This is a genomic window from Streptomyces celluloflavus (assembly GCA_000720995.1).
GTDB classification, from domain to species: domain Bacteria; phylum Actinomycetota; class Actinomycetes; order Streptomycetales; family Streptomycetaceae; genus Streptomyces; species Streptomyces celluloflavus.
Genome location: JOEL01000090.1, coordinates 1 through 13418, shown reverse-complemented (window position 1 = coordinate 13418; position 13418 = coordinate 1). Strand labels below are relative to the sequence as shown.

At 71.0% G+C, this 13418-nt stretch carries 13 protein-coding genes; 2 read left to right on the top strand and 11 right to left on the bottom strand.

Features of this window, described 5'->3' with window-relative positions:
• Positions 1-82 precede the first annotated feature (82 nt).
• Both IH09_RS35500 and IH09_RS35495 read right to left on the bottom strand, forming a co-directional pair.
• Positions 83-754 (bottom strand): ABC transporter ATP-binding protein, encoded by a 672-nt coding sequence (locus IH09_RS35500; RefSeq protein WP_052861877.1) that lies wholly within the window; start codon positions 752-754, stop codon positions 83-85.
• 659 nt (positions 755-1413) lie between these two features.
• Positions 1414-2736 (bottom strand): alpha/beta hydrolase family protein, encoded by a 1323-nt coding sequence (locus tag IH09_RS35495; protein ID WP_110952809.1) that lies wholly within the window; start codon positions 2734-2736, stop codon positions 1414-1416.
• Between the two features lie 181 nt (positions 2737-2917).
• Between IH09_RS35495 and IH09_RS35490 the strand changes: the two genes are divergently transcribed.
• Entirely contained in the window at positions 2918-3904 is a 987-nt protein-coding gene (locus IH09_RS35490) for an ArsR family transcriptional regulator (protein WP_052861875.1), read from the top strand.
• A gap of 436 nt (positions 3905-4340) precedes the next feature.
• Here the strand turns inward: IH09_RS35490 and kdpC are convergent, their stop codons facing one another.
• The 7 genes from kdpC to IH09_RS35460 all read right to left on the bottom strand — a co-directional run bounded on the left by kdpC (position 4341) and on the right by IH09_RS35460 (position 11129).
• A complete protein-coding gene (gene kdpC, locus IH09_RS35485) occupies positions 4341-5003 on the bottom strand; it encodes a potassium-transporting ATPase subunit KdpC (RefSeq protein ID WP_052861874.1) in 663 nt (220 codons plus the stop codon).
• A gap of 5 nt (positions 5004-5008) precedes the next feature.
• On the bottom strand, positions 5009-7114 hold the full coding sequence (gene kdpB / locus IH09_RS35480; RefSeq protein WP_172450618.1) for a potassium-transporting ATPase subunit KdpB: 2106 nt from the start codon (positions 7112-7114) through the stop codon (positions 5009-5011).
• A 32-nt stretch (positions 7115-7146) separates the two neighbouring features.
• On the bottom strand, positions 7147-8823 hold the full coding sequence (kdpA, locus tag IH09_RS35475; RefSeq protein ID WP_052861872.1) for a potassium-transporting ATPase subunit KdpA: 1677 nt from the start codon (positions 8821-8823) through the stop codon (positions 7147-7149).
• Between the two features lie 8 nt (positions 8824-8831).
• Positions 8832-8921, bottom strand: a complete 90-nt coding sequence (gene kdpF, locus IH09_RS38575; protein ID WP_046925563.1) for a K(+)-transporting ATPase subunit F — start codon at positions 8919-8921, stop codon at positions 8832-8834.
• Between the two features lie 327 nt (positions 8922-9248).
• Complete coding sequence (locus tag IH09_RS35470; protein ID WP_052861871.1) at positions 9249-10016, bottom strand: DUF3710 domain-containing protein; 768 nt, start codon at positions 10014-10016, stop codon at positions 9249-9251.
• A gap of 1 nt (position 10017) precedes the next feature.
• Complete coding sequence (gene dut / locus IH09_RS35465) at positions 10018-10539, bottom strand: dUTP diphosphatase (RefSeq protein WP_052861870.1); 522 nt, start codon at positions 10537-10539, stop codon at positions 10018-10020.
• On the bottom strand, positions 10536-11129 hold the full coding sequence (locus IH09_RS35460; RefSeq protein ID WP_052861869.1) for a PaaI family thioesterase: 594 nt from the start codon (positions 11127-11129) through the stop codon (positions 10536-10538). Before IH09_RS35460 ends, dut begins: the two co-directional genes overlap by 4 nt.
• A 58-nt stretch (positions 11130-11187) precedes the next feature.
• Here IH09_RS35460 and IH09_RS35455 point away from each other — a divergent pair, with 58 nt between their 5' ends.
• A complete protein-coding gene (locus IH09_RS35455) occupies positions 11188-11631 on the top strand; it encodes a DUF3093 domain-containing protein (RefSeq protein ID WP_052861868.1) in 444 nt (147 codons plus the stop codon).
• A gap of 22 nt (positions 11632-11653) precedes the next feature.
• Here the strand turns inward: IH09_RS35455 and IH09_RS35450 are convergent, their stop codons facing one another.
• Both IH09_RS35450 and IH09_RS35445 read right to left on the bottom strand, forming a co-directional pair.
• On the bottom strand, positions 11654-12421 hold the full coding sequence (locus tag IH09_RS35450; protein ID WP_052861867.1) for a hypothetical protein: 768 nt from the start codon (positions 12419-12421) through the stop codon (positions 11654-11656).
• Positions 12422-12523: 102 nt separating this feature from the next.
• Positions 12524-12826 carry a DUF4193 domain-containing protein gene (locus IH09_RS35445; RefSeq protein WP_052861866.1) on the bottom strand — a complete coding sequence of 101 codons (303 nt, stop codon included), beginning with the start codon at positions 12824-12826 and terminating at the stop codon, positions 12524-12526.
• Positions 12827-13418 lie beyond the last annotated feature (592 nt).

The following is a 13418-nucleotide window of genomic DNA, read 5'->3' as shown; positions in this document are numbered from 1 at the left end:
CACCCACCCCGCTCCTCCCCGCGCCTCACCTCTCCTGCGCCCGGCCCGCGGCCACCCGGTCTCCGTGGTCGTCCTCCCGCGGTCACCCCTCCTCGGTGATCACTCCGTCGCTCAGCTCCATGACGCGGTCGGCGAGGCCGAGGAGGTTCGCGTCATGGGTGGCCACCAGCGCGGTGACGCCTTCGCTCCGGACGACGGCGCGCAGCAGCTCCATCACCTCCAGGCCGGTCTCCGCGTCCAGTTGACCGGTGGGTTCGTCCGCGATGAGCAGGGCCGGGCGGTTGGCCAGGGCGCGGGCGATGGCGACGCGTTGCTGCTGGCCGCCGGAGAGTTCGCCGGGCCGCTGCTCGGCGTGGTCGGCGAGGCCGACCAGCGACAGCAACAACTGGACGCGCTCCTCACGTTCGCGCGGCGCCACCTTCCGCAGCCGCAGCGGCACACCGACGTTCTCGGCGGCGCTGAGGATCGGTATCAGCCCGAAGGACTGGAAGACGAAACCTATGCGCTCGCGGCGCATCGCGAGCATCCCGCTCTCGCCGAGGTCGGCCAGCGCCGTGCCGTCAACGGTGATCCGGCCGGAGTCGGGGGTGTCCAGGCCGCCGACGAGGTTGAGGAGTGTGGTCTTGCCGGAGCCGGAGCGGCCGCGCAGGGCGACGAGTTCACCGCGCGGGACCCGGCAGGAGACTCCGCGCAGGGCGTGTACGGCGCCGGCGGCGGTGCCGTAGCTGCGGTGCAGGTCCTCGACGACGACCATCGCCCCCGGCGGCGCCTCGGCGACGGCCGTACCCACCCCGCCCGCGGGACGCCCTCCGTCGCCCACGCCATCGGCCCCGCCACCGGCCGCCCCGTGACGGGCGTCGTACGCGTCATGCACACCGCCCCCTGCCACACCACGGCTCCGGTCCTGGCCCGACGCGTTGTGCTCACCGCTCATGATCCGCTCCCCCACTCTCGTGCTCGCTCCCGCACGCCGCCCCGTCACCGCTGCGGGATCCGACGACCGTCACAACCGCCGCAACGGCCGCTGCGTCCGCCCGCGTTGGCCGCCGGACCGGCGCCTTGTCCGCCGGTTGCGTCAGTATGCGTACGGCGTGGGCCGGCAGGCAACGCCTGTGGATAACTCGTGGATCAGCGCGGAGTCGTCGCGCGGGCCGAGGACTCCCGGCCACCCGCCGGGCCGGTGTGCGGGACGTCGACGACAGCGGGATACCGGTCCTCTTACCGGCTTCCGGATCATGCATCACCTGGGCCCGGCACCGGGCAGCAGGCAGTTCGCGCGGGAAGCGCCCGGCCGGTGGCCGCACAGTGTGCCCGCCCGGCCGACCGGTCGGTTCTCAGTACTCGGCACTCGACGCGCCCAGCCGGTAAGTGCCGGGGCAGGTAGCGCGATCAGTGCCGAGACAGTTACCGCGGTCAGTACCGAGGCAGATACCGGTCGAAGAACGTACGTATGTGGTGGCGCACCGCGGGCACCGAGCAGGCGGGATCGATCGCGCCGACCAGCTCGGCCCGGCTGTCGGCGGTCATCAGCCCGGCGGCCTGCAACTGGGGTGCCATGGCGGCGTAGTCGGTGAACACCCAGTGCGCGGCGTCGGCGAGTTGCCGGCGGCGGGTGTGTCCTCGCTGGTGGGCGAGCAGGGCCGACCAGGAACGTTCCAGCGCCTGCCGGCCGGTGAAGTCCTCGGTTCCCAGCAGGAGCAGCGGCCGGTCCACCCCGTACCGGGCGACCGGGAACAGTTCTCCTTCCTGGCCGGGTGCCTTGGGCGGGTGGTCCAGATAGCCCTCCATGTTGACCGCCGCGCGGATGCGGTGATCCTCGTACATCGTCTCGGCCATGGCGGTGCCGCCCGCCGAGTGGCCGTAGCCGCACACCCGTCGCAGGTCCAGTGCCCGGCCGAGGTCCGCCGGCAACGGCCGTCCCGCCGCGTCCGGGCTGTGCCCGGCTGCCAGCGCTTCCAGTTGGTCCAGCACGAACCGGGTGTCCGCGACGCGGGTGCCGATCGCGGTGCGGAAGATCTCCGGATCCGTCCGGGGATCTCCTCGGAAGACGGTCATGCGGACCTTGTCCCGCCCCTGCCTCTCCCGGGGAAAATCCACCTCGCTGGTGTCGCCGGGGTGATCGATGGTCACCACCACATAGCCGTGGCTCGCCAGTTCTTCGGCGACATGGGTGCCCAGGGTGCGCGGGTCGCCGCCTCCCGGGCTGTAGAGCAGTACCGGTCGCCGCACGGGCTGCGCGGGCGCGTCCTGGTGCGCATGGGTCATGGTGGCCGCCCAGTTCACCCCCGTTGCCGGCAGTCCCGGGTGGAAGAAGACCGTGTCGATTTCCTTGAACAGCTCCGCGGCGCCCTCGGTCATCTGTGGTGTGCGCGGGAGTCCGCTCACGCTGCGGGCCGGATAGCAGACCGTGGCCATCACTTCCCGAACGGGAATGCGCTCCCAGGGGTCGTGCCGGGAACAGTCGACCAGGTACAGCGTGGTGGCCCCGATCCGGTGCGGGCCGGTCGGCGCCGGCAGCCGCATGGTGAGGCCGTCCGCGGCGCGGGCCCGGCCGGTGCCCCCGACGCCCGCGAGCAGCAGCGCGGCGGCCACTACGGCCGACTTGGTGACGGTCCGCCGGGTAACTGTGGCGCCATCCCTGCTCCCGGGAACGACGTCGGGACCGCGCTCCGCCGCGCGGCCCCGCTCCCCCCGCTCACCGTCGCTGTCACCGTCACCGAACGTCGTACGAAACATGGTGCTCCCCTTGTACCTCTGTGATGTCGGTGCCGGTGGCCCTGTGACATCAGTTCTTGCGCCTTCCGGCGGCCCCTGGGTGAATGACGAGGACGTGACCTGAATGCTGGCCGGGGCGGGGAACACAGGCGAGGTATGAGGCCCTGCCCGAAACGATGGCGGAATGCCACGGGGGAGAGTAGTGATCCGGATCCACTTCACGGCTGCCGACTTCGCCCGGGTACGGTTCGCGTCCCGGCCGGCTCCGTTGCAGGAGTTGAACGTGGCCCTCATGAGGATGTGCCACCCCGGCGACGCGTTGCTCTTCGGGCGCTGGAGACGGCGGTTGCTCCGGTCGCTGCCGGGCACAGTGGTACCGATGAGAGACCTGGTCCCCGCGGCGGAGGCTCCCGTGTTCATCGATGTGTTCAGCGATTCGCTGACGGAGGGGCTGGACACCGTCCGGGCCACGCGCCCGGCCCTGGTCCGCTCCGAGATCGAGCGGGTGTACGCCCGTCATGCGTCCCCGGCTCCGCTGTGGATCCGCGATCTGCACCGGGGGGACGCCGATGCCTGGCTGCTCCTGCGCCGCGCCCAGCATGCGGCCTTCGACGCGGTTCTGCGTCCCGTGTGGTCCCTGGTGCAGGATCTGCACCAAGCGGAGTTCGCCCGCCATGCCCTGGTGGTGGCCGAGCACGGTATCGGCGCGGCGCTCACCGCGCTCATCCCCGGTGGCCGGCTGCACGAGGCTGTCTGGGAGTTCGAGGCACCTGTTGAGCGGGAGATCGAGCTGCACGGCCGCGGAGTGGTGCTCGTACCCACCTTCCACTGGACCGGTGGCGCCCTCGTCTCCGACCTGCCCGGCCGCCCGCTGTTCCTGACGTACCCGGCCGGTCCGGGCCTGCCGCTCGCGGCGGACGGGGCGGGCGGTACGGACGACGCGCTGGCCGGGGTACTCGGGCGGACCCGCACCGACATCCTGCTGCTGCTCGCGGAGGAGCACACCACCGGTGGGCTCGCACGGCAGCTGCGCGTCAGCGCGGCCACCGTTTCCGCCCACACCGCCGCGCTGCGCGGGGCCGGCCTGATCTCCACGGTCCGTGCGGGACGGGCGGTCCTGCACCGGCGCACCGCGCTGGGGAGCCTGCTCGTACGGCGACGCGACGGGTCGCGGGGCGCGCACGGCTGACGGTGCGTCTTCGGTACGTGGCCGGCTTCGTGACTACCCGGTGGCCACCGGCTCCGGGACCGCCGACGGGGCCGAAGTTCTGCCGGCCCGGTGGACGCGGGGCGATCACGCCCACGGTGCCGGGGCCCGGCCTGCGTGCGCACCCATGCACCGGATCGGTCACGCACCCGGTGTGCTGCACTGGCGGACCGCCGTCACCGGCCCCCCGCCGGACCCGCTGATGCGGACGCCGTCCGGGCCCGGCCACGGCACTGGCCACGGCGCCCAACCTCGGTGCCCGGCCCCGGCACCGCCGCAACGGCTGCCACCGGACGACCAGGTACCCCCGGGGATCCCCTCCCAGGGATCACCCGCCGCACCGCGGCCCCGACACCCGGCACCGCCCCGCCCAGCTCCCGCCCCGAACCACGGGCCCCAGGCGCCACCCCCGCCCCCGCTACCTCTTCCCCTGCGCCAGCTCCCGCAGCGCCGTGTTCAGCTCCAGCACGTTGACCCGGGGTTCACCCATGAAGCCCAGGATCCGCCCGTCGGTGTGTTCCTTGACCAGCTGTGCCACCTTGGCCGCGTCCAGGTGGTTCTCCTTGGCGACCCGGTCGGTCTGGAGCCGGGCGTACTCCGGGGAGATGTCCGGGTCGAGGCCGGAGCCCGACGAGGTCACGGCGTCCGCCGGGATCTTCGACTCCGGGACCCCGTACGTCTCGGAGACCCACTTCTTGCGCTCCTTCACCGCCTTGATCAGGTCGGTGTTGGTGGCGCCCTGGTTGGAGGCGCCGGAGATCTGGAGGTCGTACTGGGTGTTGACGCCGTTGGTCTGGTTGCTGCCCAGGCCCGCCGAGGGGCGCGGCTGGAAGTACCTCAGGTCGGGGATGGGGTTGCCGTCCTTGTCCTTGCCCTTGTCGTAGCGCTGGCCGAGCAGCGACGAGCCGACCACCTTGCCGCCGGAGCTGATCTCCGACCCGTTGGCCTTGGCGGGGAAGGCCGCCTGCGCCACTCCCGTGACCACCAGGGGGTAGATCACCCCGCAGACCACGGTCAGGACGAGCAGGGCGCGCAGCCCCGCCGCCATCAACCGGGCGCTGTTGCGTACGGAGTTGTTCATGGCAGTCACCCGATTCCGGGGATCAGAGAGATGAGCAGGTCGATGATCTTGATGCCGATGAACGGCGCGATGAGTCCGCCCAGTCCGTAGACGGCGAGGTTGCGCCGGAGCATCTTGTCGGCGCTCACCGGCCGGTAGCGGACGCCCTTCAGGGCCAGCGGCACCAGCGCGATGATGATCAGCGCGTTGAAGATGATCGCGGACAGGATCGCGGAGTTGGGGCTGGAGAGCCGCATGATGTTGAGGGTGTCCAGGCCCGGGTAGGCCACCGCGAACATGGCCGGGATGATCGCGAAGTACTTCGCGACGTCGTTGGCGATCGAGAAGGTCGTCAACGCGCCCCGGGTGATCAGGAGTTGCTTGCCGATCTCCACGATCTCGATGAGCTTGGTGGGGTTGGAGTCGAGGTCCACCATGTTCCCGGCCTCCTTGGCGGCCGAAGTACCGGTGTTCATCGCCACGCCGACATCCGCCTGGGCCAGCGCCGGGGCGTCGTTGGTGCCGTCGCCGGTCATCGCGACCAGCTTGCCGCCCGCCTGCTCCCGTTTGATGAGCGCCATCTTGTCCTCGGGGGTGGCCTCCGCGAGGAAGTCGTCCACACCCGCCTCGTCGGCGATGGCCTTGGCCGTCAGCGGGTTGTCACCCGTGATCATGACGGTCTTGATGCCCATCTTGCGGAGCTCGACGAACCGCTCCCGCATGCCCTCCTTGACGACGTCCTTGAGGTGGATGACGCCGAGGACCCGGGGACCGCTCTCGTCCTCCATGGCGACCAGCAGCGGCGTGCCGCCGGCCTGCGAGATGGTGTCGGTGAGCTGCTGGGCGTCCTCGGCGACGCTGCCGCCGCGCTCCTTGACCCAGTTGACGACCGAACCGGTTGCGCCCTTGCGGACCTTGCGCCCGTCGACGTCCACGCCCGACATCCGGGTCTGGGCGGTGAAGGGCACCCAGTCGGCGTCCGTGAGTTCGCCCTGGTGCCGTTCGCGCAGCCCGTACTTCTCCTTGGCGAGGACCACGATGGAGCGGCCCTCGGGCGTCTCGTCGGCCAGCGAGGACAGCTGGGCGGCGTCCGCGAGCTCCGCCTCGGTGGTGCCGCGTACCGGTACGAACTCGGCGGCCTGGCGGTTGCCGAGGGTGATGGTGCCGGTCTTGTCGAGCAGCAGGGTGGAGACGTCGCCGGCGGCTTCCACCGCGCGTCCGGACATCGCCAGCACATTGCGCTGCACGAGCCGGTCCATACCGGCGATGCCGATGGCGGAGAGCAGGGCGCCGATCGTCGTGGGGATCAGGCAGACCAGCAGCGCGAGCAGCACGATCATGGGCTGTTCGGCGCCCGCGTAGATCGCGAACGGCTGGAGGGTGACGACCGCGAGCAGGAAGACGATGGTCAGCGACGCGAGGAGGATGTTCAGCGCGATCTCGTTGGGCGTCTTCTGCCGGGCGGCGCCCTCGACGAGGTTGATCATCCGGTCGATGAAGGTCTCACCGGGCTTCGTCGTGATCTTGATGACGATGCGGTCGGAGAGCACCTTCGTACCGCCGGTGACCGCCGAGCGGTCGCCGCCGGATTCGCGGATGACCGGTGCGGACTCCCCGGTGATGGCGGATTCGTCGACGGAGGCGACACCTTCGACGACATCGCCGTCTCCAGGGATGATGTCGCCCGCCTCGCAGACGACGAGGTCGCCGATGCGCAGGCCGGTGCCCGGCACCTGCTCCTCGGACGAGCCGCCCGCTGTCAGGCGGCGCGCGACGGTGTCCGTCTTGGCCTTGCGCAGGGTGTCGGCCTGCGCCTTGCCGCGGCCCTCGGCCACCGCCTCCGCGAGGTTCGCGAAGATGACGGTCAGCCAGAGCCAGGCGGCGATGGCCCAGCCGAACCAGTCCGCGGGGGACATGACGGCGAAGAGGGTGGTCAGTACGGAGCCGACCTCGACGACGAACATGACGGGGGACTTGACCATCACCCGCGGGTCGAGCTTGCGTATCGCGTCCGGCAGCGAGGTGAGCAGTTGCTTGGGGTCGAAGAGACCGCCGCCCACACGGCCGTCGCCGGGCTTGTGCCCGCTGGGGACGTCCTGGTGCGGAGCGCGAGTCGGAGTGGCGGTGGACATGGAGCCGGGCTCCTCAGGTTTCACGGGGGCGGTCATGACAGTCCCTCCGCCAGCGGGCCGAGGGCCAGCGCGGGGAAGTAGGTCAGACCGGTGATGATCAGGATCGTGCCGACGAGGAGCCCGGTGAAGAGCGGCTTCTCGGTGCGCAGGGTGCCCGCGGTCTCGGGGACCGGTTTCTGCTCGGCGAGCGAACCGGCCAGGGCGAGGACGAACACCATCGGCAGGAAGCGGCCGAGCAGCATCGCCAGCCCGATCGTGGTGTTGTACCAGGGGGTGTTGGCGTTCAGCCCGGCGAATGCGGAGCCGTTGTTGTTGGCGCCGGAGGTGAAGGCGTAGAGCACTTCGGAGAAGCCGTGCGAACCGGCGTTCAGCGCCTTGGTGTTGAGCATCGACGACAGGGCGTCGGGCAGCACCATCGAGGCGGCGGTGAAGCCGAGCACCAGGGTCGGGGTGATCAGGATGTAGCAGGCGGCGAGTTTGATCTCGCGGGTGCCGATCTTCTTGCCGAGGTACTCGGGGGTACGGCCCACCATCAGGCCGGCGATGAACACCGCGATGATCGCCATGACGAGCATGCCGTAGAGGCCGGATCCGACACCGCCCGGCGCGATCTCGCCGAGCATCATGCCCAGCATCTGGAGCCCGCCGCCGAAGGCCGTGTACGAGGAGTGGAAGGAGTCGACGGCTCCGGTGGAGGTGAGGGTGGTGGCCACCGAGAAGATCGCGGAGCCACCGACGCCGAAGCGGTTCTCCTTGCCTTCCATGGCGGCGCCCGCGGCCTGCAGCGCCGGACCGCCGTGGGCGAACTCGGTCCACATCATCAGGGCGGTGAAACCGAGCCAGATGACGCCCATCGTGGCCAGGATGGCGTAGCCCTGCCGCGCGTTCCCGGTGAGCTTGCCGAAGGTGCGGGTCAGCGAGAACGGGATGACGAGGATCAGGAAGACCTCGAAGAGGTTGGTGAACGCGTTGGGGTTCTCGAAGGGGTGCGCGGAGTTGGCGTTGAAGTAGCCGCCGCCGTTGGTCCCCAGTTCCTTGATGACCTCCTGGGAGGCCACCGCGCCGCCGTTGGTCTGCTGGGTGCCGCCCATGAACTGGCCGACCTCGTGGATGCCGGAGAAGTTCTGGATGACGCCGCAGGCGACCAGCACGAGCGCGCCGAGGACGGCGATCGGGACGAGTACCCGTACGGTGCCGCGCACCAGGTCGGCCCAGAAGTTGCCGAGGTCACCGGTGCGGGAGCGGGCGAAGCCGCGGACGAGGGCGATGGCGACGGCCATGCCGGTGGCGGCGGAGACGAAGTTCTGCACCGCGAGGCCGGCGGTCTGCACGACGTGGCCCATGGCCTGTTCGCCGCTGTAGGACTGCCAGTTGGTGTTGGCGACGAATGACGCCGCGGTGTTGAACGCCTGGTCCGGGCTGATCGACGCGAAGCCGAGGGAGAGCGGCAGACCGCCCTGGAGGCGCTGGAGCAGGTAGAGGAAGAGCAGCCCCGCCAGGGAGAAGGCGAGGATGCCGCGGAGATAGGCCGGCCAGCGCATCTGGGTGTCCGCGTTGGCACCGATGCAGCGGTAGATGACCTTCTCGACGCGCAGGTGCCGGGGGGAGCTGTAGACGGCGGCCATGTAGTCGCCGAAGGGGCGGTACGCCAGGGCCAGCGCCGCGATGAGCGCTATCAGCTGGAGCACGCCTGCGAGAACGGGGCTCATAGTGGCGCTCAGAACCTCTCCGGGAAGACGAGGGCGAGGACCAGGTAGCCGAGCAGGGCGACGGCGACTATCAGGCCGACGATGTTTTCGACGGTCACAGCTTCGTCACCCCCTTGGCGACGAGAGCCACCAGCGCGAAGACCGCGATCATGATGACGACGAAGGCCACGTCGGCCATCGTGTGCTCCTAGGTGGATGGGGTGGAACGGACTCCTAGAGCAAAGCGTCCTTCCGACCACACCCGACCGTTGTTGACGCCTCCCTTACGGCCATTAGCGCCCCGTTGACGATTTTCATACGCTTTCTGCCCTGACCTGCACAAACAACGAGGGGCCGTACTCCCTGCGCGGGAGTACGGCCCCTTGTGACCGTCACTATTGAGCCGCCGGGCGGACGCCTGCCGTCCGCTCCGGCCGCACGGCGGATCAGCGGATCTCGGTGATCTCCGGTCCGCGCTCCAGCCGCTCCACGCCGCCGCCGAAGCGCGACCCGGCGGCCGGCTCCTGCTGCACACCGTCCGGCACCATCTGGGCGTCGTCCGGCAGCTTCAGGACGATCGGGTCGCGCGGCGCCATCGGCGCGTCACCGCGGACGACGACGGAGTCGAGGAAGATCTGCTCCAGCACCCCGGCGGCCTGCGGCTGCACCGCGCCCTGACCGGAGATCACCCCGCGCAGGAACCAGCGCGGCCCGTCGACGCCGACGAAGCGCACGACCTGCACGCCGTTCGTCCCGTCCGGCAGCTGTACGGGCACCTGGGCGCGCAGCTCCCAGCCCAGCGGGCCCTCGACCTCGTCGATGACACCGCCCTGCTGGGTGATGCCCGCGGCGATCTCCTCGCGGACCTCGCCCCAGATCCCCTCGTTCTTGGGGGCGGCGAACGCCTGGAGCTGCACGGCGCTGTCCTGGAGCACCACGGTCGCGGCGACGATCGCGTCACCGGCGACCTCCACCCGCAGTTCCATGCCCTCGACACCGGGCACGAACAGACCGCCCAGATCCACCCGGCCCTCGCCGGGCTCGCCGACCTCCGACGCGTCCCAGGGGCCGTCGGGCCGCGGCGCGGGCGGCAGGTTGAGCCGCTGCTCCGTCGCCTCGTCCCCGTCGCCGTCGCTCACCGCTGCGTCCTCGGCGACCGCCGAGACATCCGCCTGCTCTTGTGGAGCCTCGTTCTTCTTGCGACGTCCGAACACGTCACTGTCCTTCCCGGTCGGCACCGACCGCTGCGTATCCATTCCCGCCCGTGGGACCGCCCACCGCCGCATGACCGCCGGTGGACCCGAATCCCCCCTCGGCCCGCGCCGAGCCGGGAAGTTCCGCCACCTCGTGGAAGCGCACCTTCTCGACCTGCTGGACGACCAATTGGGCGATCCGGTCGAACCTCTCGAACCGCACGCTCTCGCGCGGATCCAGATTGACCACGATCACCTTGATCTCTCCACGGTACCCGGCATCCACCGTCCCGGGGGCATTGACCAGCGCCAGTCCGCAGCGGGCGGCCAGGCCGGACCGCGGGTGCACAAATGCCGCGTAGCCGTCGGGCAGCGCGATCGACACCCCCGTGGGGAGCACCGTCCGCTCCCCCGGCGCGAGCTCGGCGGCCACGGTGGTCACCAGGTCCACCCCCGCGTCGCCCGGGTGCCCGTACGACGGGACGGGCACCTCCGGGTCCAGCCGCCGCAGCAGTACGTCCACCGGATTGCGTCCCTGACTCACGGGTTCACCTCAAACGCACGCGCACGCCTGACCTGGTCCGGGTCGGCCATCGCCGCCCGGATCTCCTCGGTCCTTCCATTGTCGATGAAGTGGTCGACCTTCACCTCGATGAAGACCGCCTGGGCACGCACCGCGACCGGGCCGTCCGGGCTCCCTATCCGCCCCACCGCCGTGGAGTAGATCTTCCGCCCGTGCACCGCGGTGATCCGCGCGTCCAGGTGCAGCACCGTGCCCAGCGGCACCGGCCGGACGTAGTCGGTCTCCAGCCGGCCGGTCACCGCGATCACCCGCAGCAGCCAGTTCAGCGAGCCGAGCGTCTCGTCCAGCGCCGTGGCCAGCACACCGCCGTGCGCCAGGCCGGGTGCGCCCTGGTGGGCCTCCTTGACGGTGAACTCCGCCCGCACACTGACGCCGTCACCGGCCCGCGCCGCCAGGTGCAGCCCGTGCGGCTGCCCCGTGCCACAGCCGAAGCACCGGTCGTAGTGCGCGCCGAGGAGTTCTCCGGGCGCCGGCGCGTCGGGGTGCCGGACGGGGACGACGGCGTCCTGCGGCGGCGTCGTCAGCGCCCTGGGTTCGTCGGTTCCACTCACGAGTGGAGACCCTACCCGCGCCCGTAAGGGGCCCGCGCCGCCGTGCCAAGCTGGATCCATGCAGTCGTATGAAGAACGCCTCACCGCGCCCCGTTCCTGGTGGGTGATCGCCGCCCTGATCGGCGTCGCCTGCGCCCTGATGCTGCTCCCGCTGGGGACGCTCCCGATGCTCGGCGGGCTGATCGGCGGCGCGGCGCTGGCCGCGGTGGCGGTGAGCGCGTACGGCTCGGTGCGGATCCGGGTGGTCGGCGACGCGCTGATCGCGGGCGACGCGAAGATCCCGGCGGCGGCGCTGGGCGAGGCGTGGGTGCTGGACCGGGCCGAGGCGGTGGCCTGGCGTACGCACAAGGCGGATGTCCGCGCGTTCATGCTGCTGCGCAGCTACATCGGCACCGCGGTGCGGGTGGAGATCACGGATCCGGCGGACCCGACACCGTACGCGTATCTGTCGACGCGGGAGCCGGAGCGGCTGGTGGCGGCGCTGGCGGCCGTACGCACCTGACGGCGGCCGGGGGCCGGGGCGCTCAGCCGGGGAGGCCGCGGCGGGCCCGCCCGGCGCCCGGCGGCGCGGCCGACGCGGACTCGGGGCGGGCGTCCCAGGGAATCTGCCGGGTGCGCAGGTCCCGGCGGATCTTGTCGGCGAGTCTGCGGGTGTCGCGGCGGTTCACGAACGCGCCGACGGCCGCGCCGACCAGGAACGGGGTGAGGTTGGGGAGGTTGCGCAGGGTGCGCTTCATGACCTGCCGGCGCAGTTCGCGCCGCAGCTGCCCGCCCAGCACGAGGTTCAGCGAGGCCGGATCGGTGACCTCGATGCCCCGCTCGTCGGTCCAGGACACCAGGTAGGCCGCCGCCCGGTGCCGGCCGGTCCCCGGGGGCCGCAGACCGTAGACCTCGTGCAGTTCGGCGATGAGTTTGATCTCGACCGAGGCGATGCCGGCGACCTCGGCGGCCAGTTCGGCCGGCATGGCGGGCGGTACGGGCAGCATCGCCGCCGCACCGATGCCCGCGCCGACGGTGGCGGTGCCCCGGGAGGCGCCCGCGACGAGCTTGTCGGCCAGTTCCTCGGGGGTCAGGCCGGGGAACTGCGCGCGCAGCGCGGCGAGGTCGCGCACCGGGATCCGCGGGGCGGTCTCGATGATCCGGTCGGCGATGACGGCGAGCCCGGCCCGCGCGTTCATACCGCCGGTTCTTGCGCCGCGGCGGACCGTCGCCGCGAGCGAGGCCGTGCGGCCCCGCTCCCGCGGTGTACCGGTCGTCCGCTCCGTGGGGAGGGCGGTCGGGCCGGCGGGCACGGGCGCGGTTTCCTCGCGTGATCGTGCGCCTGCCGCCGGGCCTTCCGCGCCCTTGGGGCCCTTACGGAACGGGTTCACGCCTGCCACGGCGTAGGCCCGTCCTCAGGCCGCGCAGTCGCGGCAGATGGGCTGGCCGTTCTTGTCCTCCGCCGCGAGCTGGCTGCGGTGGTGCACCAGGTAGCAGCGCATGCAGGTGAACTCGTCCTGCTGCTTGGGCAGGACGCGGACGGCGAGCTCTTCGTTCGAGAGGTCGGCGCCGGGCAGTTCCAGGCCCTCGGCCTGCTCGAACTCGTCGACGTCGACTGCCGAGGCGGACTTGTCGTTCCGCCGCGACTTCAGTTCCTCGATGCTGTCCTCGTTGAGGTCGTCATCCGTCTTACGTGGGGTGTCGTAATCCGTAGCCATGTCGTTCTCCCCCTCTGGGTGTCTGCGGTGTCTCAAGCGCTCGTAACGCGTGAGAGGCCGGACTTGTGCCCGACCTGAGGCGGAGATTTTGCCTCACATCAAGGTCTGTTACTCAATCGACACCCAACCGCACCCCCGATGAGGCGATCGGTTTGGATGGCGATCAGGACCGTACACGGTCCGAATGTCGCACCTCGCGCACGCCATCCCGTGTACTTCCCGTGATCGGGGTACCCGGAAACCCGGATTTTCCCGGCTTTCCACCGGGTGTTTTGATCACGGAGCGTAGATGGCCGGAAATTTGCATCTGTGAGGGATCACACATGTCCAAGGTGGCGGGCGGACCCGTCGAATTCCGCGCAAAGCGAACTCCGCGAGAATGCGCGGGCACCCCCCTTCCCGTCAAACCGGGCGGCGAGCCGGTGTACGGCCGCCCGACGGGCGGCCGTACACACGGGTATCCGCTGGGACCGCCACGGGCCCCGCGGCGGTCCCAGCGGCCGTACAGGCCCGTCAGAGGGGCAGGATGACCCGCATCACGAGTCCGCCGCCCTCGCGCGGCTCCGCCATGATGCTGCCGTCGTGCGCCCGC

Coding starts and splice junctions, on each gene's coding strand:
- IH09_RS35500 (WP_052861877.1), bottom strand. CDS start 754: ATGGTCGTCGTCGAGGACCTGCACCGCAGCTACGGCACCGCCGCCGGC.
- IH09_RS35495 (WP_110952809.1), bottom strand. CDS start 2,736: ATGTTTCGTACGACGTTCGGTGACGGTGACAGCGACGGTGAGCGGGGG.
- kdpC (WP_052861874.1), bottom strand. CDS start 5,003: ATGAACAACTCCGTACGCAACAGCGCCCGGTTGATGGCGGCGGGGCTG.
- kdpB (WP_172450618.1), bottom strand. CDS start 7,114: ATGTCCACCGCCACTCCGACTCGCGCTCCGCACCAGGACGTCCCCAGC.
- kdpA (WP_052861872.1), bottom strand. CDS start 8,823: ATGAGCCCCGTTCTCGCAGGCGTGCTCCAGCTGATAGCGCTCATCGCG.
- IH09_RS35455 (WP_052861868.1), top strand. CDS start 11,188: ATGCAGTCGTATGAAGAACGCCTCACCGCGCCCCGTTCCTGGTGGGTG.
- IH09_RS35445 (WP_052861866.1), bottom strand. CDS start 12,826: ATGGCTACGGATTACGACACCCCACGTAAGACGGATGACGACCTCAAC.